At 69.5% G+C, this 23067-nt stretch carries 21 protein-coding genes and 1 pseudogene; 9 read left to right on the forward strand and 13 right to left on the reverse strand.

Going from position 1 to position 23067, the window contains the following annotated elements; translation table 11 throughout:
* Window positions 1–34 precede the first annotated feature (34 nt).
* Window positions 35–2359 (forward strand): beta-xylosidase/alpha-l-arabinosidase, encoded by a 2325-nt coding sequence (locus C7C45_RS03760; RefSeq protein WP_110562227.1) that lies wholly within the window; start codon window positions 35–37, stop codon window positions 2357–2359.
* A gap of 112 nt (window positions 2360–2471) precedes the next feature.
* Here the strand turns inward: C7C45_RS03760 and C7C45_RS03765 are convergent, their stop codons facing one another.
* Both C7C45_RS03765 and C7C45_RS03770 read right to left on the reverse strand, forming a co-directional pair.
* Entirely contained in the window at window positions 2472–3251 is a 780-nt protein-coding gene (locus tag C7C45_RS03765; RefSeq protein ID WP_110562504.1) for an ABC transporter permease, read from the reverse strand.
* Between the two features lie 78 nt (window positions 3252–3329).
* Window positions 3330–4346 (reverse strand): ABC transporter substrate-binding protein, encoded by a 1017-nt coding sequence (locus C7C45_RS03770; RefSeq protein WP_110562228.1) that lies wholly within the window; start codon window positions 4344–4346, stop codon window positions 3330–3332.
* Window positions 4347–4583: 237 nt separating this feature from the next.
* On the opposite strand from C7C45_RS03770, the gene C7C45_RS03775 reads away from it, so the two are divergent.
* Genes C7C45_RS03775 through C7C45_RS03785 form a run of 3 tightly spaced genes read left to right on the forward strand, consistent with a single transcriptional unit; the run spans window position 4584 to window position 6885 of the window.
* Complete coding sequence (locus C7C45_RS03775; RefSeq protein WP_110562229.1) at window positions 4584–5519, forward strand: DUF6282 family protein; 936 nt, start codon at window positions 4584–4586, stop codon at window positions 5517–5519.
* On the forward strand, window positions 5516–6232 hold the full coding sequence (locus C7C45_RS03780; protein WP_110562230.1) for a PIG-L deacetylase family protein: 717 nt from the start codon (window positions 5516–5518) through the stop codon (window positions 6230–6232). The genes C7C45_RS03775 and C7C45_RS03780 overlap by 4 nt, the downstream gene beginning before the upstream one ends.
* Entirely contained in the window at window positions 6229–6885 is a 657-nt protein-coding gene (locus tag C7C45_RS03785; protein WP_208641056.1) for an RraA family protein, read from the forward strand. Before C7C45_RS03780 ends, C7C45_RS03785 begins: the two co-directional genes overlap by 4 nt.
* Window positions 6886–7011: 126 nt before the next feature.
* Here C7C45_RS03785 and C7C45_RS03790 read toward each other — a convergent pair whose 3' ends face one another.
* Entirely contained in the window at window positions 7012–7479 is a 468-nt protein-coding gene (locus C7C45_RS03790) for a GNAT family N-acetyltransferase (RefSeq protein ID WP_167454636.1), read from the reverse strand.
* A 278-nt stretch (window positions 7480–7757) separates the two neighbouring features.
* Here C7C45_RS03790 and C7C45_RS35790 point away from each other — a divergent pair, with 278 nt between their 5' ends.
* From C7C45_RS35790 to C7C45_RS03800, 3 genes are all read left to right on the forward strand, one after another.
* Entirely contained in the window at window positions 7758–7862 is a 105-nt protein-coding gene (locus C7C45_RS35790) for a DUF302 domain-containing protein (RefSeq protein WP_425271111.1), read from the forward strand.
* Window positions 7863–8160: 298 nt separating this feature from the next.
* Window positions 8161–8490 carry a TraR/DksA family transcriptional regulator gene (locus C7C45_RS03795; RefSeq protein WP_110562232.1) on the forward strand — a complete coding sequence of 110 codons (330 nt, stop codon included), beginning with the start codon at window positions 8161–8163 and terminating at the stop codon, window positions 8488–8490.
* A 248-nt stretch (window positions 8491–8738) separates the two neighbouring features.
* Window positions 8739–9173, forward strand: coding sequence for a glutaredoxin domain-containing protein (locus tag C7C45_RS03800; protein WP_110562233.1), 435 nt, complete (start codon window positions 8739–8741; stop codon window positions 9171–9173).
* A gap of 23 nt (window positions 9174–9196) precedes the next feature.
* Here the strand turns inward: C7C45_RS03800 and C7C45_RS03805 are convergent, their stop codons facing one another.
* Window positions 9197–9721 (reverse strand): ribosomal maturation YjgA family protein, encoded by a 525-nt coding sequence (locus tag C7C45_RS03805; RefSeq protein ID WP_244200231.1) that lies wholly within the window; start codon window positions 9719–9721, stop codon window positions 9197–9199.
* A gap of 94 nt (window positions 9722–9815) precedes the next feature.
* On the opposite strand from C7C45_RS03805, the pseudogene C7C45_RS35455 reads away from it, so the two are divergent.
* A pseudogene (locus C7C45_RS35455) lies at window positions 9816–9983 on the forward strand (transposase); the annotation flags it as partial.
* A gap of 231 nt (window positions 9984–10214) precedes the next feature.
* Here the strand turns inward: C7C45_RS35455 and C7C45_RS03815 are convergent.
* Window positions 10215–10862 carry an NAD(P)-dependent oxidoreductase gene (locus tag C7C45_RS03815; RefSeq protein WP_110562234.1) on the reverse strand — a complete coding sequence of 216 codons (648 nt, stop codon included), beginning with the start codon at window positions 10860–10862 and terminating at the stop codon, window positions 10215–10217.
* 88 nt (window positions 10863–10950) lie between these two features.
* On the opposite strand from C7C45_RS03815, the gene C7C45_RS03820 reads away from it, so the two are divergent.
* Window positions 10951–11367, forward strand: a complete 417-nt coding sequence (locus C7C45_RS03820) for a winged helix-turn-helix transcriptional regulator (protein WP_110562235.1) — start codon at window positions 10951–10953, stop codon at window positions 11365–11367.
* Between the two features lie 71 nt (window positions 11368–11438).
* On the opposite strand, the gene C7C45_RS03825 is transcribed toward C7C45_RS03820, so the two are convergent.
* From C7C45_RS03825 to C7C45_RS03860, 8 genes are all read right to left on the reverse strand, one after another.
* Window positions 11439–12503, reverse strand: a complete 1065-nt coding sequence (locus C7C45_RS03825; RefSeq protein WP_110562507.1) for an SMP-30/gluconolactonase/LRE family protein — start codon at window positions 12501–12503, stop codon at window positions 11439–11441.
* A gap of 288 nt (window positions 12504–12791) precedes the next feature.
* Window positions 12792–13772, reverse strand: a complete 981-nt coding sequence (locus C7C45_RS03830; RefSeq protein ID WP_110562508.1) for a quinone oxidoreductase family protein — start codon at window positions 13770–13772, stop codon at window positions 12792–12794.
* Window positions 13773–13816: 44 nt separating this feature from the next.
* A complete protein-coding gene (locus C7C45_RS03835; RefSeq protein ID WP_110562236.1) occupies window positions 13817–14677 on the reverse strand; it encodes a helix-turn-helix transcriptional regulator in 861 nt (286 codons plus the stop codon).
* A gap of 72 nt (window positions 14678–14749) precedes the next feature.
* Window positions 14750–15613 (reverse strand): TIGR03620 family F420-dependent LLM class oxidoreductase, encoded by an 864-nt coding sequence (locus tag C7C45_RS03840; RefSeq protein ID WP_110562237.1) that lies wholly within the window; start codon window positions 15611–15613, stop codon window positions 14750–14752.
* A 69-nt stretch (window positions 15614–15682) separates the two neighbouring features.
* Window positions 15683–16300 (reverse strand): hypothetical protein, encoded by a 618-nt coding sequence (locus tag C7C45_RS03845; protein ID WP_110562238.1) that lies wholly within the window; start codon window positions 16298–16300, stop codon window positions 15683–15685.
* A 275-nt stretch (window positions 16301–16575) separates the two neighbouring features.
* Complete coding sequence (locus C7C45_RS03850) at window positions 16576–19056, reverse strand: M14 family metallopeptidase (RefSeq protein WP_110562239.1); 2481 nt, start codon at window positions 19054–19056, stop codon at window positions 16576–16578.
* A gap of 278 nt (window positions 19057–19334) precedes the next feature.
* Window positions 19335–21455 (reverse strand): HelD family protein, encoded by a 2121-nt coding sequence (locus tag C7C45_RS03855; protein WP_110562240.1) that lies wholly within the window; start codon window positions 21453–21455, stop codon window positions 19335–19337.
* A gap of 239 nt (window positions 21456–21694) precedes the next feature.
* On the reverse strand, window positions 21695–23035 hold the full coding sequence (locus C7C45_RS03860) for a M1 family metallopeptidase (protein ID WP_110562241.1): 1341 nt from the start codon (window positions 23033–23035) through the stop codon (window positions 21695–21697).
* Between the last annotated feature and the right edge of the window lie 32 nt (window positions 23036–23067).

Genomic DNA, 23067 nt, shown 5'->3' on the forward strand with positions numbered 1-23067 from the left:
AGCGGTACCAAGCACGACCAGAGAAAGGCACAGCATGACTGAGGTCCACACGCTGGTGGACGGGCCGGCGCCGGCCCAGACAGGTCGGGACCACGGCCGACCGGACGGGCTCGGCGGGGAAGCACGCCTGCGCGATCTGCTCGGCCGGATGACGATCGAGGAGAAGATCGCCCAGGTCGTCGGCTTCTGGGAGAAGGAGGACGGCGAGGCGGTCGCACCGCTGCAGGGAGAGTTCGGCGACGTCTTCAAGCTCGACGACTTCTCCCGGCACGGGCTCGGTCACCTCACCCGCCCCTACGGCACCCGGCCCCTGGACGCGGCGGCACGCGCGTCCTGGCTGTGGAAGTTCCAGCGGGAGCTGGTCACGGGCACCCGGCTCGGCATCCCGGCGATCGTTCACGAGGAGTGCCTCACCGGGCTGTCGGCGTGGAAGGCGGCAACCTTCCCCACCCCGCTGGCCTGGGGGGCCGCGTTCGACCCCGAACTGGTCACCGAGATGGCTGCGGCGATCGGCGCCTCGATGCGGACCCTGGGCATCCACCAGGGGCTGTCTCCGGTGCTCGACGTGATCCGTGACCCCCGCTGGGGTCGGGTGGACGAGTGCATCTCCGAAGACCCGTACCTGGTCGGCACCATCGGCACGTCGTACGTGCGTGGTCTGCAGTCGCAGGGGGTGCACGCCACCCTCAAGCACTTCGCCGGCTACTCCGCCTCGCGCGCCGGGCGCAACTTCGGCCCGGTGCACGCCGGCCGGCGGGAACTGGCCGACGTGCTCCTCCTGCCGTTCGAGATGGCGATCCTCGACGGCGACGCACGCAGTGTCATGCACTCGTACGCCGAGATCGACGGGGTGCCGGTCGCCGCCGACCCGACGATGCTGACCGGCGTCCTGCGGGACCAGTGGGGCTTCGACGGCACGGTGGTGGCCGACTACTACGGGGTCGCGTTCCTGAACCTGCTGCACCACGTGGCGAGCGACCACGCGGAGGCGGCCGGGCAGGCGCTGAGCGCCGGTGTCGACGTCGAACTGCCGACCGGTGACGCCTATCTGACCCTGCGGGAGTCGGTGCGGGCGGGCAAGCTCGACGAGGCGCTCATCGACCGCGCGGTGCTGCGGGTGCTGCGCCAGAAGCTGGACCTGGGTCTGCTCGACGCGACCTTCACCGACGAGCCGCCTGAGGCGATCGACCTCGACTCGCCCGAGCACCGGTCGATCGCCCGCCGGCTCGCCGAGGAATCGATCGTGCTGGTCGCCAACCAGGGCGCGCTGCCGTTGCCGGCGGGACGACGGGTGGCTCTCATCGGCCCGAACGCCGACCGGCAGGGTGCGCTCTTCGGGTGCTACTCGTTCCTCAACCACGTTCTCGTCCAGCACCCCGGCGTGGAGACGGGTATCGAGGTGCCGACCGTGCTCGACGCGATGCGGGTCGAGTTCGGCGGCGATCTCGTCACCTGGGCACGCGGCTGCGACGTGGACACCGACGACCGATCCGGCTTCGACGAGGCCGTCGCCACGGCCGCCGCGTCGGATGTCGCCGTCCTGGTCGTTGGCGACCACGCCGGCCTCTTCGGACGCGGCACGGTCGGCGAAGGCTGCGACCGGGACGACCTGGAGCTGCCCGGCGTCCAGCGCGAACTCGTCGAGGCGGTGCTGGCAACCGGCACGCCGGTTGTCCTCGTGCTGGTCACCGGCCGGCCGTACACGGTCGGCTGGGCGCTGTCGCGCTGCGCGGCGGTGGTGCAGGCGTTCTTCCCGGGCGAGGAGGGCGCCGGGGCGATCGCGGGAGTGCTCTCCGGGCGGGTCAACCCGTCGGGCCGGCTGCCGGTCACCCTGCCCGGGTCGGCCGGCGCCCAGCCGTACTCCTACCTGCACCCCACCCTCGGTACGGGCAACGAAGTGACCAACCTGCCGGCGACCCCGGTAGCGCCGTTCGGCCACGGCCTGTCCTACACCACGTTCGCGTACGACGATTTCACCGTGCCCACCACGGTACCCACCGATGGGGCGGTAGGCGTGACGGTGCGGGTGACGAACACCGGCGCGGTCGCTGGTGACGACGTGGTTCAACTCTACGGTCGTGACCTGGTGGCCTCGGTGACCCGGCCGGTGGCGCAGCTGCTCGGCTACCGACGAGTCCACCTGGGGCCCGGCCAGTCGGTCACGGTCGAGCTGACCGTCCCGACCACCCGCCTGGCCTTCTCCGACCGCACGTTCACCCGTGTGGTGGAGCCCGGCGACGTCGAACTCTGGGTCGGCACCAGCGTGCAGCGGGCCACGCAGGCGGTGACCACGCTGGTCGGTGACATCGTCGAGGTCACCAACGCCTCCCCGCGCTGGACCACCGCCGACGTACGCTGAAGCCGGTCCGCCGACGTCCCCAGCGGACGTCGGCGGACCGGCACCGTCGGTGTGCCGTTTCCCCTGGTGCTGCTGTACGCGAGGTCGATCCACCAGGTACGGACGGTCGAGACTACGACGAGATCGCCCGTGCCCACGGGGCGAGGAGACGTTCGAGGCCGGCCATCAGGTAGAAGAGCAGCGCGCCGATGAGTGCGAGCAGGGTCAGCGCCGCGAACGCGAGTGGAGTGTCGGCGGACTGGCCGGAACTGGCGATCACCGAGCCGAGCCCGGCATCGGGGTTGATCACCTCGCCGATGGTCGCGCCGATGATGGCCAGCGACGTCGCGACCTTCAGTCCGACGAAGACCTGCGGCAGGGCCCACGGCAGTCGTACCTTCACGAAGGTCTGCCACCACGAGGCGGAGAGGGACCGGGCGAGTTCGCCGAGTTCGTTCGGGGTCGAGGTCAACCCGGCCATGGTCGAGACCAGGATCGGAAAGAAGCAGAGCAGCACGACCATCACGACTTTGGTTTCGTAGCCGAACCCGATCCAGACCAGGAGCAGCGGTGCGAGCGCCACCTTCGGCACCGCGTTGATTCCGGCGATCATGGGGAGGGACATCCGTTCGACCGTCCGGGACGCGGCGAGCAGGACGGCGAGCAGGAGCCCACCCACGGCCGCGATCCCGAACCCGATGACGGTCTCCAAAAGAGTGACCATGGTTTGCTCGGCGAGGTAGCCGGGGAGCCGGACGAACGCGTCGACCACGTCCGGGGGCGCGGGCAGGAAGAACGGCTCGATGTCGAAGGCCCAGGTGGCCAGCCACCAGAGCGCGATCGTCAGCACCGAGCCGAGGGCGGGCAGCCCGACGTGGGGCCAGCGTTGTGACGGCGGGAGGCGGTCAGTCACGATGATCTTCCTGAGGTTCGAGAGTGGGCCGCAGGGGTCACGGCCCACGTTCGGTGGCTCCGTGGGTGACGCCTTTCGTCAGGACCTCTTCACGAACCTCGGGTCGATGACCTCTTCGGGAGTCAGGCCGGGCGGAATCAGGCTGGCGGCCTGCAGGACGGTGATGGTCCGAGCCACCTGCTTCTCATCCATGAAGCCGATCGGGGCACCACCCGTGGGGCGAACGTGCGGGGACATCGCATCGATCTCACCCTTGCCCGCTGCCACCGAATAGCTGGGCTTCGCCTTGTTGAGGATCGCCGCGGCCTCGTCCGGGTGCTCGATGCTGTACTGGAGTCCCTTGAGCACCGCGTTGGTGAATCGCTGCACCAGGTCGGGGTCCTTCTCGATGAGCGAGGGAGTGGTGATGATCGCGTTGCCGAAGAGGTCCCGCAGATAGTCGCTGTAGGGCAGCACCACGACCTCCTTCTTGGACGCGGCCTGCAGCGCACCACGGCTGAGCAGGAACGTGCCCAGCGCGTCGACCCTCCGGCTGGCCATGAGTCCGTTGAGCGCCGTGGTTTGGACGCCCTCGATCTTCACCGTCGTCGGGTCGAACCCGGCCAGCCGGGCGAAGGCCGGGAAGAGCAGTTCGGTCACCGACCCGGCGCCGGTCGCCATCGTCTTGCCCTGCAGGTCCTTCGGGGTGGTGATGTTGGTGTCCTTGGTCGTCATCACCGAGATCAGCGTCTGCTGGTGTACGGCGGCGATGGCCCGCCAGTCGGTGAACTCACCCTTACCCGCCTGGATCACGGCACCGGTGAAGTCGAGCGCACCGAACTGGACCTGACCGGACTTGAGGGCCGTCAGGTTCTGCTGGTTGCCGGCGCCCTCTTTGATGTCGACCTCGATGCCGACCTCGGCGAAGTAGCCCTTCTCCTTCGCCACCCAGGCGAACGCGTCCCGACCCACAGCGCCGAAGGCCGTGATGTAGGCGACCTTGTCGGTCTCCTTGCCGGTCGGGTCGCCGCTCTTGTCATCGGAACCGCTGCAACCGGTCACGGCAAGGGCCGCCGCCAGCAACGTAACCACCAGCGCACGCGAGCGCTTGAACATGTGCTGCCTCCAGCTTGAAAGTCTTGGGGACGGCGCTGGCGCAGACCGCTTGAGTCAGGTCTGTCCACATTGCTCTCGCCGGTGGATGATCATAGATGATGATCGCCTTGGCTGTCACCGCACCGATTCGCGGACTCCTGTTCATGGACCCTGCGAAGCAAGTGTCTCCGCAGCTACCGGTAGGTTGACAATGGACAGTCGAGCCGCGGAGCCGCGGAGACTTTTCGAAGGAGCACGATGTCTGATCACCCTGTCCCGTCCGCCCGGGCCCGGGACCTGGTCCGCGGTGCCTACGACACGCACGTACACGTGGCCCCCGACGTGATGGCGCGGCGGATCGACGATGTCGATCTGGCGTACCGGTGCGCCGAGGTCGGGCTCGCCGGCTTCGTCCTCAAGTCCCATTACGTGGCCACGGCCGAGCGGGCGGCGGTCGTCCGCAAAGTGGTCCCCGGCGTCGACGCGCTCGGCGCGATCACCCTCAACGGCGCCATGGGCGGCATCAACCCGGTCGCCGTCGAGGTCGCCGCACGGCAGGGCGCGCGGGTCGTCTGGATGCCGACGGTGGACTCCGGAAACCAGCGGCGCAACACCGCCACCGATCTGCCGGGCGCCACTCCGGCGATGTGGGGGGCGTTCCAAGCCGACCTGCACAGCCAGGGCATCGTGCCGGAGCCGGTCGAGGTCGTCGATGACGAGGGGCGCGTCCTCGAGCGGGTACGCCAGGTGTTTCGGGTGATCGCCCGGCATGACATCGCACTCGCCACCGGCCACCTGAGCGGCGCCGAGATCGTCGCCGTGGTCCGGGCCGCCCGTGAAGAGGGGGTACGCCGGATCGTGGTCACCCATCCCGAGTTCACCTCCCAGCGGCTGCCGGCCGAGCAGCAGCGGGAGCTGGCCGAGGCGGGTGCCCTGTTGGAACGCTGCTTCACCACACCGCACTCGGGCAAGGTCGCCTGGGCGGAGCTGTTCGCGACCATCCGGGCGGTCGGCGTGGCGCACTCCGTCCTCTCCAGCGACCTCGGGCAACCCTTCAACCCGCCGGTCGAGGACGGTCTGGCGCTCTTCGCCGACCGCTTGCTCGACGCCGGTTTCACCGATGAGGAGATCCACGTCATGGCGGTGGTCAACTCGCGTCGTCTGGCGACGCCCAGGGCGACGGTGCCAGCATGAGCGCGCGGCGGATGCTTGTGGTGGGTGCTCATTCCGCCGACTTCGTCTGGCGGGCCGCCGGGGCGATCGCCAAGCACACCGCGGCGGGTGGCGAAGCCGTCGTGCTGGCGCTCTCCTACGGGGAACGGGGCGAGTCCGGCGAGCTCTGGAAGGACCCGAACCAGACGGTGGAGAACGTCAAACGGCTGCGGCACGCGGAGGCGGAGCGTGCCGCCGCCGCGGTCGGTGCCCGTCTGGAGACGTTCGATCTGGGCGACTACCCGTTGCGGATCAGGGACGAGGACGTCGACCGCCTGGCCGCGCTGATGCGGGAGTACGCGCCGCACGTGGTGCTCACCCACCCGGACCGCGACCCGTTCAACCCGGATCACCCGGTGGCGCACACCATGGTGGCGACCGCCCGGCAGCTCACCGCGGGAGCTGGGGTGTCCAGCGGCTTCCGGACGGCCCCGCCCTCGGAGTTCCTGGTCTTCGAACCGCACCAGCCCGAGCTGTGCGGGTTCGTCCCCACCGTCTTCGTCGACATCACCGATGTGATGCTGGCCAAGCAGGAGGCGATGGCGTCGATGGGCGCCCAGGGCTACCTGCGCGAGTACTACACGCAGCGGGCTGATCAGCGTGGCAACCACGCCCGCCGGGTGACCGGTGACGCCACCATTCGACAGGCCGAGGCGTTCCAACGATTGATCCCGAACGTGGTGGGGGCACTGTGAGCGAGCTTCGCGACGTGGCGGTCGTCGGGCCGGGCGTGATCGAGACGTTGACCGCCGGCGGGGTGGCGACCGTCTACGAGGCTGCTGGCCGGCGTGGCCTGCTCGACGTCGACCTTGTCCAGGTCGTTCCGGGCAGCCGGGTCGCCGGTGTGGCCCGGACCGTCCGCTGCGGTCAGGACGACAACCGGGCCGTGCACGAGGCGATGACGTTGGTCCGCCCCGGCGACGTGCTCGTGCTCACCATGCCCGAGCCCGCCCCGGTCGCCCTGGTCGGTGAGCTGCTGGTCACCCAGGCCAAGGTCGCGGGCGCGGCTGGCCTGCTGGTGGACGCGGCGGTGCGCGACGTGGACGAGCTCCGAGAACTCGGGCTGCCGATCTGGGCCCGGTGGCGCCGGGTACGAGGCGCGACCAAGCGCGAGCGGGGCTCGCTCGATGTCGCGGTCCGGGTGGGTGGGGCGACCGTCAACCCGGGGGACGTGGTGGTGCTCGACGCCGACGGTGCCGTGGTCGTGGCGCGGGGGAGTGCGGCCGAGGTGGCCGCCGCGACGCGGAGTCGGATCGAGAAGGAGACCCGGCTGCGGGCCCGGCTGGATGCCGGTGAGTTCAGCTACGACCTGCACGGGTTGCGGGCGCAGGACGAGGCCGCCGGCTGAGCAGGAGTCGCCGATCCGCAGCAGAGCTATCCCTCTGGATGGAGGAGCAGTTCGGCGATCTCCTGTACCCGTTTCACCAGGATGCCGTTGTGCTGTTCCACTGACAGCTGGCTGGCAGGAGCGGCTCTACGCCTCGGAGGCCCAGCTGAGCCACTCGGGATCGTGACCCCACCCGTTGCGTTCGTAGAAGGGCACCGCCCGGGTGCTGGAGTGCACCGTCACGTGCTCCAACTCCAGGCGGCGGGCCTCGTCCAGCACGGCCGACATCAGCAGCGCGCCGACCCGGCGGTCGCGCAGCTCGGGGACGACGAAGACGGACTGCACGTCGCCGCCGCGCCGGGCGTACTTGTTCGCGGTGGGCACCCGGTCGAGCACGGCCAGCCAGGCCATCCCGACCACCTCGCCGGCGGCCTCGGCCACGAATGCCCGGTGCTCGGGGTGGCCGCGCATCCAGTCGCCGAGCGTCGAGACGAACTCGTCCAGGTTGTCGCCCTGGTAGCCGCGCTCCTGGATGGCCCGTCGCCAGCGCAGCCCGGCCAGGGCGGGCGCATCCGCGTCGGAGGCCCGGCGCACTGTCACCTCGGCATCGATCACGCGATGATCATAAAACGGCCCGTATTCTGCCAAGGCCGCGCCCATTCTCAATCGAGGCTACCGCGGCTAGATGGGCAGAACCGGCCGCCGTTTTACGACAAACCTCCCCGGGCCGGTCCCCTATGTGGGCAGGATGAGATGGATTCGGCCAGCGACACGGTGAGCGGGGGTCGGCCGTGAACGACGGATTGGTGACCAGGCGAAGCGCCCACGATGTCGGAGAGACAGTCTCTGTGCTGCGGGCTGAGGCGGAGCGCGTGGGTGCTGCGGTGGCGGCGGTGGTCGATCATGCGGCGGCCGCTCGCAGGGCCGGCCTGAGCATGCCCGACACGCAGGTCATCATCTTCGGCAACCCGCAGGGCCCGAATCCTGCGTTGGCATAAGGGCGAACGCCACTCTATGGTGGGGTGCATGCCGCCGGTGACTTTCTGTTCGCCTGCCGTCACCGAGGTGGCGGCACCCGGTGCTGTCCGGGTGGCGACGGCGGCACGCCTGATGGCCGGGATGCGGGTGGCGGTTGTTTGCGGGCCGTGGCCCGCGTCCACGCACAGGCTGTCGAGCCCGGCGCGGAGCAGCCGAGGCCCACCGGCGGAGTCGTTGCATCTCAGGACGACCGCCAGGGCGAAGCTATTTGAGCTTCGGCCCTTTTTCTTTTTCACACCCCTTTTTGAGAGGTAAGCCATGAGCCTCGATCATCGAGTTGTCGACCAGGGTTGGTTGGCCGATCTGCGCGCGTCCCTGGCGGACGATTTCGCCACACAGACGGCTCGGTTGCGGGAATTGACCGAGCTCAACGCGGACACCGGCGACCCCGGCGAGGCCCACAACCAGGCCGCGCTGCTGGTGGCCACCCGCCGCAACATCGAGCAGATCACCGGTGCGCTGAGCCGGATCAGCGACGGCACCTACGGTGCCTGCGAGAAGTGCCGGCAGAGCATCCCGGCCGAGCGGCTGGAGGCTCTCCCGCATGCGCGCTTCTGCGTGCCGTGCCAGGAGAAGCACAACAGGTGACGGCCCAGGTGGCTGCCGTGTCAGCGGCGCGGCAGCCACCCGGCGTCTCGTCACGTCCAGCATGTCCAGCGCGCCCGGCGAGGGCCACGCCCTTCGGACCGGGCTTCACACCGCGGGCCTGACGGTGGCGTGGCGGCACGGATATCGGAGGCATCCCCTTCGGAACACGTTTGCTGCCCGCCGCTCTCGAAAAACATACGACAGCCAGCGAAGACAGCCCTCCGGGCGTCTGGCGTAGAGTCGCCGGCGTGCTGCGGCGGTGGACTTTGGCGATCCTGATGACGGTGTGCGGTGTGCTGGTGGCGGTGTCGCAACTGACCGACGGTCTGCCCGTCGTCGGTGGCGTCGAGTTGCTGATCTTCTTGGTGCTGGCGCTGCTGCTGTCGCCGTGGGCCTTCCCCCGCTCGGTCAACGCCGCCGAAGCGCAGCGGGCCAGCGTGGCGGACGGCCGACCGATCGTGTACTGGCGCCCTGGTTGTCGGTACTGCCTCCAACTCCGGTTCTCCCTTGGCCGGCTCGCCCGGCGGGCGCACTGGGTGGACATCTGGCACGACCCGGCGGGTGCTGCCGCCGTCCGGTCGGTAGCCGGCGGCAACGAGACGGTGCCCACCGTCGTGCTCGCCGGTCAGGCCGTCGTGAACCCCGATCGGGCCTGGTTTCGCGAGCAGCTCCGCTCGTCCTGAGCACCCGTCGCTGCCCAGGCGGGCTACTGCGGGCCCGAGGGTTCGCGGTGAACCCGGCTGAGGGTCTCGCGACTGTCGTGCGTCAGGAAGCTGGTCGCCGTCCGACGGACGTCGTCCGGGTTCTCCACCCACACGGCCAACGTGCGGCGGTGGCGGGCGCGTACCAAATGGTGCAGCACCAGCAGGGGAACCACGCCGACCGGGTACCAGGCCAGGTCGACGGGGTCGAACTGCACACCCAGCGCCAGCCTCGCGGCCACGCTCCACGCCGACAGTTCGGCCGGCACACCGGTCAGCTGCGTGAGCTCCACTATCCAGCAGAAGGCGGTGGCGACGGCCCCGGCTGGCAGCGGTGCCGTTCGCGGCCACAGGAACAGCACCGCGGCCCAGACCATCGACGCGTACAGCGCGGTGCCCGAGTATTGCCGCAGCGCACCGTCGTCGACGGCGCGGATCAGCAGCGCGAGGCCGAGGAACAGCAGCGCGGCCACCGGCATGAGCAGCCGCACCGTACGGGCCGTGATCGGCATTCGCGCGATGGTGGTCACCGCAACAAGGTACGTGGGGAGGGGCTCAGGAGGTCTTACCGGCGCGGCGCGCATTTCCGGCTGGAACTCGAGTATCTGGTCATGACCGCCACGCCAGGGTCAGCCACCCCAAGTGGGAGAACGGCAGCTCGTTAACGGGATCCGGTGGTGGATCCGGGTCGGGTCTCCATGGCGTGACGTGCCTGCCGGGTACGGACGGAGTCGGCGTGTCACCTCGCTGGGCGGCGGATGTGGCAATGAGCGGTATGACTCGCAGGTATAAATATTCACCTGAGTCATAACGCTGCTCGGGGTGTCCGCTCCCACCGCGTCCTGGGCCGCCGAGACCCCTCGTCCGCGCGGCGAACCTGGACTTCGTCTCACCCCGGATCCGGTACCGCAGGAGCGCGCCTGCCGAGTAGAGCTGCGCGCAGCCAGGCCCCGCTCGCCTTCTGATCGGCGAGCGGGGCTGACCGGTGGTGGTTGGTCGCCGAAAGCGCTCTGGACGACCTGCTCAGTGGCCGATGTTGACCTGTGCCCGGTGCTGATCGCCCTTCTCGATGAGGTCGACGAACCCGAGCGCGTAGTCCGCGGCGGAGATCCCCCCGCCGTCCTCGGGCTGAACCGCGACGTCGTCGCCGAGTCGATAACGGCCGAGTCGTTCGCCGGGCATGCGTGCGCCGAACCTGAGCGCCGGGCTCACAAAGACCCAGTCGAGTGTCGGCGGCGTGGCCGGGAGGTCTTCGATGATGAGCGCCGCCCCGGCACGGATCTCGTCGTGGAGTTCTGCGGGGATGTGGCTGAGGTCGGTGACGAAGCGATCTGCCCCGGGCGCGGGGCGCAGCGACGAGTAGCCGCCGACGACGAACAGCGGTACGCCGGCGACATCGGCCAGACGCGCGACGGTGCGATAGACGTCGCGGAAGGCCCCGGCCAGCGAGCCGCGTGGGGCGAGTGCGGCGACTACGACGTCCGCGTCGGCGATGGGTGCCGAGAGCGTCGCTTCGTCGGTGGCGTCGCCTTGGATATAGGTCACGTTCGGGATCGGCGCCTTGGGGAGCGAGCGGCTCAGTGCGGTGACCCGGTGACCGCGAGCAGCGGCCTCCGCGACGATGGCCGAACCGGCATAGCCGGTGCCGCCGATGACGGTGATGCGAGACACGAGGTGCCCTTCCACGGTACGGGTGGCGTCGGTCGACGCGCCGTGATTACCGTAGGAGCCCAGCTCTCCATCGGGAAGTAGGCACTTTGTGGTAACCACCGAGGCCGAATCGGTGCTCCGCGGCAGCCCCTACCGCGCGGACTGCCCGACTCGTCACATCCTGGATCGCATCGGCGACCGTTGGACGGTGCTCATCGTGGGCGCCCTCTGGGACGGCAGCGCCCGCTTCTCGGAGTTGCGCCGGCGCGTTGAGGGCGTCTCGCAGAAGATGCTCACGCAGACCCTTCGCGGCCTCGAACGCGATGGACTCGTGCGCCGCACCGTCTACCCGGAAGTCCCGGTCCGCGTCGAGTACACGCTCACCGAGGCGGGCCGCACCCTGCGTGAGCCGCTGCGTGCCCTGCAGGAGTGGTCGATCGCGCACCTCGGCGACGTGTCAGCGTCGCAGGAAGCCTACGACCGCGCGAATCGGCCACCTCCTGACGCGACGGATCGCGACAACTGAGGGTGCGGTTCGCGGCGACCCGCCCGCTCGGAAGCCCACGACACCGCGGACCGCCTCTTCAAGGCTCCTGATCAGTACGGGTAGCCGGGAATGTTGAGCCGCACGCTGTACAGGCCGGAGTCGTTCCGCGGGCCCGAGGTGATGTAGAGGGTCTGCCGGTCCGGGCCGCCGAACGCCACGTTTGTCGTACCGGAGGTGCCGGGCCGGATCGTGCCGAGCTGGGTGCCCGCGGGGGAGTAGACGTGAACCAGACCGTCCGAGCCCGACGCCCAGTACACGTTGCCGGCGCAGTCGATCGTGACGCCGTCCGGACCGCCGACGTAGTTCACGAACACGCTGCGCGCACCGGTGCTGCCGTCGGGCTGGATGGCGTACTTGTAAATCTTGTTCTCGGAGTAGGCGCCCACGTACAGCGCGGTCCCGTCCGGCGAGAGCGCGATGCCGTTGGGTTGGCGCAGCCGGTCGTCCACCAGCGACACCTGGCCGCCGGAGACGCGGAAGACGCTGGTACGCCCGTTCATCTGGTCCGAGCGGTTGCCCCGCTGGAAGTTGGGGTCGGTGAAGTAGGCGACGCCGTCCGAGCGGACCGCGACGTCGTTGGGCGAGTTGAACGCCCGGCCCTGGTAGTTGGCCGCGACGGTGCTGCGGGACCTGTCGCTCAGCCGGTACGCGGAGACGTTTCGCTGGTCGTGGGTGGCCGCGATGATCTGCTGGGCGTCGGCGCTGAGCGCCAGGCCGTTGCTGCCGGCGTTGGCGATGAACGTGTCGAAGGTCGCCGGTGGGGTGAACCGGCGGATCGTGGACGGTTGGACGTTGTACGGCCCGGAGCCGGCGGCCATGTCGGACATCAGCAGGTAGCCGCCGTCAGCGACCCAGACCGGCCCTTCGAGGAACGAGAAGCCACTCTGGATCTTCGTGGCTTGCAGGGAACTGCTCGGCAGCGGTGGGCCGTATCCGGTCCCGGTCGGGCAGACGCCGGGCGGCGTGCCGGGCGGGCCGGCGAGCGCAGCGTGAGCGTTAACATCGGTGACGCGCTGGTTTTCTGCGGGCGCGGCGGCGGCACCGGTGGGGACGGTTGCGGTGCTGAGCGCGAGGCACAGACCGGCCAGTGCGGCGGTGGTTGGACGCCAGGTCATCGGATGCTCCAATCGGCGTCGGCGCTCGCCAAGGCCGGCGGTCGACGCGTCGTGCGTGGTCACGGCGGCCGGCACGACGTTGGGTGCGGACCGTCGATGCGGGTATAAGGCAGCCTAATGTCGATAACCAGCGGAACGCACCGGTTCCACCTCGATAATTTCGCCACGTATCGACGCGATACATAAAGACCCTGGTCAATGCGCTGACATCAAGAAAAATAGACCTGCCAGACCTCCTGCAGGCGATGGGGGTCGACGTCGGCGACGAGGACGGTGCCCGACGGGCGCTCAATTCGCCACCTGGAGGACGAGCTTGCCGGTGGTAGTTCCGGACTCGATGCGGCGGTGGGCGTCGGCGGCCCGGTCGAGGGGGAGCGTCTCCACGCGTACGCGTAGGTCGCCCTTCGCCGCGGCGGCGACCGCGCGGCGCAGCGCCCGGCCGGCTTCGTCAGGGTACGCGGCGGCGAAGGCGGCGAGGTTGAAGCCGGAGACCGTCTTGTTGGTGAACCAGAGTTCGTTCGCGGGGATCCCGACGTCGTCGCTGCCGGAGGCGTTGCCCATGACGACCAGGCGTCCCATCGGCGCCAGTCGGTCCAGGCTGGCCCGGCGGGTAGCGCCGCCGACCATGTCGACCACGATGTCGAACTCGCCGACATCGGTGAGCCGGTCGCGGGGGACCACCTCGTCGTAGCCGAAGCCCATCGCCGTTTCGATCTTGGCGGTGCTGCCGACGGTGCCCACCACCCGGCCTGCGCCCAGCAGCCGCGCGACCTGACCGAGTTGGCTGCCCACGCCGCCGGCGGCGGCATGCACCAGCACCCGCTCGCCGGGCGCGATGCGGGCGACGCGGTCGAGCACGAGGAAGGCGGTGGTGCTGTTGGACGGCAGGGCCGCCGCGACGTCAAGCCCGGAACGAAAGCCGTCCAGTGGGGCGACCAGGGCGGCGGCGGTCACGGCCACCTCGGCGTAGCCGCCGCTGTTGACGATCGTGAGCGCCGCGACCGGCTGGCCCACCGTCACGCTGTCCACGCCCGCGCCGACGGCCCGAATCCGCCCGGCGACCTCGATGCCGGGTACGAACGGCAGTGGCACGTCGACCACGCCGCGCCGGTAGAGGACCTCGGCGAAGTTGGCGCCCGCGTACGCCACGTCGATGCTCACCTCGCCCGGCCCTGGCTCGGGAACCGTCATCTCGTCGCGGCGAAGCACGTCGGCCGCACCGAAGCTGGGGATCGTCACTGCCGTCATCTGCATGGTGTCGTTGTTCATGACGACCATCCTGGGTGGCTGGCGCGGCGCCAGGCAGTGTCGGCTTATCCGGGGTGTGCCACCACCAGGCTGCGCTCGCGCATGAGCCGTGCCAGCCGCTCCTCAGTGCCGCTGCCTGGACGCGGATTGTGCAGGATCAGGTGGCTTCCGGGGTGTTCGGGCAGCGGCAGCAGCGTGGCGTCGAACAGGAGCGTGCCGGCCTCGGGGTGGTCGACCGCCTTGACCGCGCTGGTGTGCTCGGCGACGTCGTGGCGTGCCCACAACTCGGCGAACTCCGGGCTGACCGTGGCCAGGTCGGCGGCGACGCGTGCGAACTCCGGATCGTCCGGGTAGCGCGCGGCGTCGGCGCGGAAGCCGGCGGCTACGGCGGGTGCCGTCTCGGTCCAGTGCCGGTGCGCCACCCGGTAGCGGTTGTTGGTGAAGAAGGAGACCAGGCAGTTGTGGTCGGTCTCGCCGTAGCCGAACACCGCCCGAGCCGCGTCGTTCACCGCCGTGAAGTTCCAGTGCCGGTCGCGGACGTAGGCCGGGCGAGGCGACCAGGCGCTGAGCAGCCGTTGCAGCTCGGGCGACGCGGGCACCGCCGGGGCGGGTGGCGTCTCGGGCGGATTGAGGCCAGCCAGACGGTAGAGGTGCGCGCGCTCGACTGCCTCCAGCCGCAGCGTGCGCCCGATCGCGTCGAGGACGTCCTCGGACACGTTGATGTCGCGGCCCTGTTCCAGCCAGGTGTACCAGGACACCCCGACGCCGGCCAGCACGGCGACCTCCTCCCGGCGCAACCCCGGTGTGCGCCGCCGGCCGCCGCCGGGCATGCCGACGTCAGCGGGCGAAACCCGCTCTCGGCGACTGCGCAGGAAGTCGCGCAGTTCGGCGCGGCGGTGGTCGGCGGTCGCGGAGGCACTGGCCATGGCCGCAATCCTACGGACCGCCAAGTGCCTGGCCAGGGGTGGTGCCCGTCGCGGACGGGGGCCTTCCGAACGTCAGATCAGGGCCGCGGCGAGAGCACGGAACGACTCGGCGGGGAAGGTCGTGGCGTCGCCACCGTTGAGTACCTGGATAGCCACCTCGTCCGCGCCGGCCTGATAGTGCTGCTCCAGCCCGGCGGCGACCTTCTCGACCGTGCCCCAGGGGATCAGGGCGTCGACGAGGCGGTCGCTGCCGCCCCCGGCGAAGTCCTCGTCGGTCCAACCGAACCGCCGCAGGTTGTTGGTGTAGTTCGGCAGTGCGAGGTATCCGCTCGCGTACTGCCGCGCGGTGGCGCGCGCCGTGGTGGCGTCCGCGTCGAGGACCACCGCCACCTCGGGAGCGAGCAGCCGGTCCGGCCCGATCGCCGCCCGGGCCTCGGCGGTGTGCTCGGCTGGGACGAAGTACGGGTGCGCCCCGGCCGAACGGTCGCGGGAGAGCTCTAGCATCCGTGGGCCGAGCGCGGCCAGGATCCGCCGCTCGGGCGGAAGGCCCGCCGCGTCGAGACCGTCCAGATAATCCACCATCTTCGAGTACGGCTTGCGGTAGTCGGTGCCGCTGCCCTCCAGCAGCACCGCGTGGCTGGCGCCGAGACCGAGCAGGAACCGGCCGGGATGAGCCCGCTGCGCGTCCTGTGCGAACGCCGCCACCTCCGGGGGCGACGAGTGCCAGATGCTCACAATCCCCGACGCGACCCCGATGCGGCTGGTCCCGTCCAGGATCTCCCGGAAGCGTGGGGCGATGTTTTCCCCGAAACCGCCCGAGAACCAGAGCCGCGAGTAGCCAAGTTCCTCCAACTCGGTCGCGGCGTCGACGGCCGCGCCCCGGCTTTCTGTACGGAGGAAGAACGGTTGCCATACGCTGACGAGTCGTTGTGCCATACCGGAACAATACGACCAAAACGGCTCCGGTACGAGCGCTGCTGGTCCGCTACGTCCTTCGCGGCCGTTTCACAGCAGCCGTTTCAGGGCGAGAGACAGACCAACGCCCCGGGCGTGGACGAGGAGCCGCCTGCCGGGCTCGCGATCACCCCACGTCTTCGTGCCGCGACCGTGCGTGCCGTGCTCGGCGTACGTCTTCTCGAAGTCGAACGACTTCAACTGGAAGTCATCGATATCGCGGACGGAATGGGAGTGCTTGACGAAGGCCCTGGTCACGCCTCGCTCAACGTTCATGACCTCCTCCTCGTAGAGGACGACGTGCTTGAGAGCACCGTCCGGCAGGAGGAGGAAGGTGTGCTGTTCGTGGGTGATCTCCTGGAGCGTGCCGCCGCGCTGCCGGGTGTTCCGTTCGATGTGGTAGTTGCGGTGGTCGAGTGCCCAGTGGCGGCCGGCGACGTCGATCCGCCTCGTGACCGGCTGATTCTGGGATGTCAGCTCCCTACGCGTGAACAGCCCGAACGGGCCGTACTTGCGCACACGCTCCTTTTCGACGGTCTGGTACTCCGTCGTGGTGTAGCTGATGGGGCCTTCCGGTGGCTTGCGCGTATCCCGCGCCACGCGCTTGGCGTAGGCGCGCAGTCGGGGCCAGTCCGCCACGCTCGCCTCGTACGCCCGCCGGTCCGGCATGATGCCCCCTCCAGTGTTGGAAGCAGCTAACCAAGCGAGCCCGGCGAGCGGAGCCCCTCCATCAGCTCCAACTTCTGACTGTGCTGACCGGGCAGAACGGCCTTATATTCACACCTGTCGACGATCGGTCAGCTCAGGGCAGCCAACGTCACCATCCCGGTCTGATCCACAATCTCGTTCAACCGAACCTCGGGCAGGTGGTGAGGTCCGCCGGTACCGGCCCGCGAGGGGAACCTGTACCGGCGGACCAGATGCTCCACCGGCCAGACGAGCGCCTACTTCGTGCGGATCGTGATCGTCGCCTTACGGTAGTTGTCGCGCCTGTCGTTCTTCGTCGGGTCGTAGTTCTGCTCGATGTTGCCCGCCGCGTCGACCGAGAACCAGTGGAACGTCGTCGTCTCGGTCACGTGGAACACCTCGCCCGGCTCCCGGAACTCGGTCGCCTCGTAACGCGGCGACTGGAGGGTGGGCCGGCTGCCGTCGGTCGTGTAGTAGATGGTGGCCGGCTCGTTCGTCTCGAAGCGCACGTCGACGGGCTGGGAGTATTTCCCGCCGCCGGGAACGAGCTTGGACGTCGGGTCCTTCTTGTCCTTGCCCCAGTCCGCCGCGACCCGGAACATCTCCATGATTCCGTTGGCGTACTCCATCGTCTCGGCGTGTCCGCTGACGAGGTTCGGATCGCCCTCCCACACCGGTTGGAACGAGCCGCCCTGCCAGTCGCCGGTGGCCGGGTTGTAGACCGAGCCGCCGACCTCCCAGCCGAACGCGTAGATCCCATAGGTGTGGTACAGGTCCTCGCGCACGTTACCGGCGGAGGAGTAGAGGACGTCCGAGGAGCCGCCGACGTTCTCCGGCGTGACGACGGTTTCCCGGTGCGCCTTGACCTGCGACAGGATCCTGCCGGCCGACTGCCAGTAGAACGCCTCGTCGCCCAGCGGCGGGCGCGGCGTGGTGATCCGCCCGTCCGCGATGTAGGCGCCGGGCTGCCAGAACAGCTGGCCGCCGTTGGAGTGCACCGACATCATGAACTTGATGTTCGAGTACTTCTCGACCAGCCAGATGATGTTCTTCGACTCCGGCTCGGACAGCTCTTCCGGCCCCTGGTAGGTGTCGCTGACGCAGCTGGTCGACGCACCCGAGTAGCCGTCGTGACCCGACCCGACCCGGTAGTTCCGGTTCAGGTCGACACCCCAGGAGTTACGCCGGGCCGGATCGGCGTTCTCATCCGGGCAGTGGTTCGTCATGTTCCGGCGCTGTGAGGCGAAGTTGTAGAAGCTGTAGTTCGCCCCGTCGGGGTTGTTGGACAGGATGAAGAAGACGTCGGTGCCCTCGACGATCTTCTTGGTCTCCTTGTCCGTCTTGTAGTTGTGCACCAGACGCTCGGCCGACTCCAGTGAGGTCGTCGCGGGCACCCACTCGCGGGCGTGGTCCTGCGCCTGGATCAGCACGCCGGGGTTCCTGCCGTCGCGGTGCTTGCCGATCCGCAGGACGGGGATCGTGACCGGCCCGCGCGGCACCTCGCCCTCCGGTGCGCCGACGCGCTTCTGGTCGAGGAAGTCGGTGAGCGCGACCGGGCCGGACGTCGGCGCGACGATGCCGGTGCCCGCGTTGGTCCGGTACGGGTGCGCCCGGTCGATGAGGCCCTGGGACTGGGCCTCCAGCGCCGCCGCCACCTCGGTCGCCGTACTCGCGACCCCGGCGGAGGCGTCCTTCGCGAGGAGGACGCGGATCGCCTTGCCCGCCACCTCGACGCTCAGCGGAAGGTTCGCCTCCGGCCGCTGCACGAACTCGACGGTGATGTCGTTGCCACCCTCGTGGCCCCACGCCGCCGAGCTGACGACGACCGCGGACGGCCCGGTGCCGCCGATGGTGGCCTGCGCCTTGCGCTGGTAGCCGTTCGTCTGGTTCGGCAGGTAGACGATCTCAGCGATGTCCGGGTACTGCCGGGCGATCTCCTTGGCGCGGCTGTAGAGCTGCTGCGGGTTCCGGTAGCCGTCGACGAAGTCCGACTTGTAGCCCCGATTCTCCGTCAGCGGCGGCGGCGCGTCCTCAAGCCAGTCGGAGACGTCACCGGTGGCGACGCCGCCGGTCGAACTCGTGACCCGGATCTGGTTTGGGCGGGCGTCGAGTTTGAACAGGTTCCGGTGGAACATGTACTGCCCGGAGTCGACGAACCGGCTCATCGTCCGGGCGAAACCGAACGGCGTGCGCCGGCCCGAGTCGTTCTCGAGCTGCATCGTGACGATCGGGTCCGCCTGCTGCCCTTCGGTGGTCCGCGCCTCGACGTAGAGGAAACCCTGGCCCTTCGTGGTGAACCAGTCGGCGCGGACGACCCGTACCGTCGCCTCGTGGCTGTGTGGCTGGTCAGCCTGCGTACGGAAGGCCTGGATGCCGCCGTCGGCCTCCTCACTCCAGGCGAAACCCTCGTTGTCGCCGAGGATTGTGACGCCCATCGCCTGGAGTTCGGCGGTCTGCGCGGCGGTCACCACCGCCTCGCCCTCGATGCCGTTGGGCACGCGCCGAAGGCCGTGTTCGAGGTCGAAGCCGGCGGCGGCGACCTTGTCCAGCATGTCGGCGCCGGTCAGTTGGATGCGTACGAGGCGTACCGATTCCTGGGTCTCGAGTGGGGAACGCCCAGACTCCGCCGCGGCGGTGGACGCCGAGGGATCCGCGCCTACGGGCGCGGGCACGGTGAGGACGCTCGCCACCAGGGCGGGCAGCGTGAGAAGCGCGATGCGCAGTCGTCTGCGGTGCATGCTTCCCTCCTTCTTTTGCGGCCTGTGGTTGATGCCGTGGCCGGCCCACGAGCGGACCGGACCGCTCCAAACGGACGGACATGCGGAGATCGCCCACGGTGAGCCGGGTAACGACGGCGGTCGTCGTCGTCGCCAGGCACGTGCGGGCTGTGAGCGAGCTCGAAGCGGTGAGTGTATGCGAATTCATCGCATCGACAGACCGCGTGGGCTCGATCTTGAGCATTGCCTGAGTTAGTCGTTCAGCCTCGGCTACCGAGGGTCAGACAGGTCCGGTGTGGTCAGTGCGTGAGGACCAACTGTCCGAGTTCCTGGGTGCATCGGGTGAGCGCGACGTAGAGGCCGTTCCAGCCGCGCGGTTCGGCGGCGATGCCCTGGGCGTCGATGAGCAGCGTCGCGTCCCACTCCAGTCCCTTGGACTGAGTCGCGGTGAGCACCGGTACATCGTCCAGCACGGGTAGGAGTTCGGCGATGCGGTCGGCGGGGGCGATGACGCCGACCATGCCGCCTTGCCACCGTTGCCGCAGTTGTCGTAGGGCTCGGGCGGCGGTGTCGGCAAGCTCGGCGGGCGTGACCGTGAGCGTCCACGGGGCGATGCCGGCGGAGCGTACCGCCCGTGGCGGCGCGTTGTGGCTGCCAGCGTTTCTCAAGACCGGCTCGGTGAGGTCCATGACCTCACGCGGGGTCCGGTAGCAGATGGTCAGCTCCGCGGCGGTCCAGCGGTCTCCGAAAACAGCCTGCACCGCCTGTCCCCACGTGGTGTGCCGGTGCGCTGCCTCGGCCTGGTCGATGTCACCGACGGCGGTGATGGAGCGACTGGGACAGCGCCGCAGGACCATCTGCCACTGCATCTCGGACAGCTCCTGCGCCTCGTCGACGACGATGTGGCCGTACACCCACCCGCGTTGCCGGCGAGCGTGGTCGGCGACGAACTCGCCCTGTGGTTGCGGGGCTTCGCCCTCGCCCAGCAGGTCGGCGAGGGCGTCGAGCAGGGGGATGTCACTCGATGCCCACGGGGCGGGCTCGGCCGAGACGGCGGTGATCTCCTCCGGGGAGAGCCGCGGGGCGAACCGGGCCAGCAGGGTGCGGTCGGCCAGGAACTCACGCAGCAGGGTTTCGGCATCGAGGGTGGGCCACCATGCCTCGATGAACCGGGCGATGGTGGCGTTCTCGGCGATGCGCGAACGAAGATCGGAGATCTCGTCCTCGGAGAACAGCCCGTCGACGTCACTGCCGGACGAGGCGCTGCCGAAGTGGTGGTCGTTCTGCATGCCCTTGTCGACGCGGGCGAGGATGTCCTCGAAGCCCTCCTCCATCTCGTCCATCAGCGCCCTGCGCTGCTCGACGACGGCTTCGGCAAGGAGGTGGTGCAGTTGCTCGGCGAACGCCGTACGGGCGTGCTGGTAGGGGCGTGCCTGCACCGCCGAGGCGAGCGCCTGGGTCACCGTTGCCGCGGGAATGACGTGGAACTCGCCCTCCCAGCGCAGCTTCAGGTCACGGGGCCGGGGGAGCAGTGACGTGACGTAGTTTTCCAGCGCGGGTTGCCAGAGGGCGCGGCCCTTGATCTCGGCGACGAACCGGCTCTCGTCGCGGCCCACCCGAACATTGGCCAGCAGAGTGTCACAGGTTGCCGAGACGACGGCGGTCTCACCGAGCGCGGGCAGCACCTGGGCGATGTACTCAAGGAACCGTGGCGAGGGGCCGAGGACCAGGACTGCCTGGTCGGCCATCGTTCGGTGGGTGAACAGCAGGTAGGCGACGCGGTGCAGCGCGACCACGGTCTTGCCGGTGCCGGGACCACCCTGGACGATCAGCGGGCCGGTCGCCTCGGCGCGAATGATGTCATCCTGTTCGCGTTGCAGGGTGGAGATCGCCGTCGACATGTGGCCGGTGCGCCGCTGGTCGAGGGCGGCCAGGAGGGCGCCCTCACCGACGAGTTCCGTCGTCATGGTCCCGTCCAGCGGCTCGTCGTCCACACCGACGACGGTCGATCCCGTCGTGCGGATGTGCCGGCGCCGTGCCTGACCCTGCGGGTCGACAGCCGTCGCGGTGTAGAACGGCCGGGCCGCGGGAGCGCGCCAGTCCACCAGCAGTGGCTCGTCGTCCTCGCCGTCGTCGCGGAGACCGACACGGCCCACGTGTCGCACGGTGCCGTCGAGGCCGTCGAGGCGGCCGAAGACCAGCCCTTCGGATGCTCGCCGCAGCTCCTCGTACTGCTGGCGGATCATGCGTTGCCGGGCCTGTTCCACCGCGTCCAGCGCCTCGGCGGAAAGCTCGGCCCGCAGATGGTCGGCCAGTCTGTCCCGCCGGGCCGTGGCCACGTCGAGAAACTCCTGTTCCTCGGCGACCGCGGATCGACGCGGGTCAGCAGTGCCGTTGTCCAGAGCAGAATTGCGGCGCATTCGCAAATCCTTGTATTCGTGCTTTCCCTCGGCCCGGACGAGCCGCAGTGTAATACGGCGGCAAGCATAGAGTTGGTTCTCCTCGTCGGCCAGGAGTTCAGTCGGCAGAGATGCGAGTCTCAATACCCTTGCAGCTCTGGACAGATCGTGGCCTCACCCAATCGCGAATCCTTATCGACCGGGTGTTCCGGAGGCCGCGATTGTCCGCCGACGATCGAGCGGGCGGGGCACCTGGCGGTTCAGCGAGGCAACGGGGGCAGCGCCGGGCTGTCGAGCCAGTCGGCGAACAGGCCGTCCAGGGGCTCGCGGGCGAAGCGCTGGGCGTGCGACCGGAACTGCTCGGTCGTCACGGTCGCGTGCCGGTGCTCGGCAACCCAGGCCCGCAGGAGCGCGAAGAACGACTCGTCGCCGATCCTCTTCCGCACGGCGTGCACCGTGAGGGCGCCACGCTTGTAGACCAGCGGGTCGAACATCCGGTCGACGCCGGGATCCGCGACGATGACGTCCGCCGGGCGAGCCGCGACCCACGCGTACCAGTGCGCGGCCAGAGCATCCGCCGGCCCCTCGCCGCAGACGCCGGACCACAGCCACTCGGCGTACGTGGCGAAGCCCTCGTTGAGCCAGATGTGCCGCCAGTCCGCCACCGTGAGGCTGTTGCCGAACCACTGGTGGGCCAACTCGTGCACGACAAGCCGCTCGTGCGTGCGCCGCCCGTCGACGTGGTTCCTCCCGAAGACGGCCATGCCCTGCGCCTCGACCGGATCGTCGAGTTCGTCGTCGGCGACCACCACGACGTACTCCCGGAACGGGTACGGCCCGAAGAGCCGCTGCAGCGCCGACATGATCTCGCCGTGCCGACCGAAGTCGTGGGCGACGTTCCGGCGCAGCGCGGGCGGGAGCGCGACACGCTGCACCACGCCACCAACGGCCAGGTCCACCACCTCGTAGCGTCCGATCTGGACACTCATCAGGTACGGCGAGGTTGGCTCGCGCCGCTCGTACACCCAGGTCGTGCTGCCCGCGCCACGCCGCCGGAGAACGGGATCACCGGTCACCAGGACGGCGTACGGGGAGGACGTCGTGACCGCCACCCGGAAGGTGGCCTTGGCGCCGGGCTGGTCGTCGCACGGGAACCACGACGGTGACCCGTTCGGCTGGCTGGCCACGAGCACCCCGTCGGTCAACTCCTCCCAGCCGAGGTTGCCCCAACGGCCGGCGATGGGCACCGGCTTGCCCGCGTACCGGATATTCACCCGAAAGGTGTCCCCGACGCCGATCGGCCGCTCGGGCTTGATCTGCAGCTTGTCCGGCCGGTGGAGGTATTTCGCCGGGCGCCCGTCCACCCGGACGTCCTGGACGCGGAACTGGCCGAGGTCGAGAGTGAACCGCGACAGCGGCTGTCCGGCCACCGCGATGATGTCCGCCCGGCCGGCCAGCCGGTTCGACACGACCCGGTAGTCGAGGTCGAGGTCGTAGTGCAGCACCCGGTAGCCGCCGTTGCCGTGCTCCGGAAGGTACGAGTCGTCCGAGCGGTCGGCGCCGGGGGTGGCACCGCGCGACACCGATTCCTTCGGAGTCATGCCGGGACGCCCCCGCCAGTGGCGCCGCGCGA

The organism is Micromonospora arborensis (genome assembly GCF_003205615.1).
Lineage (GTDB): Bacteria > Actinomycetota > Actinomycetes > Mycobacteriales > Micromonosporaceae > Micromonospora > Micromonospora arborensis.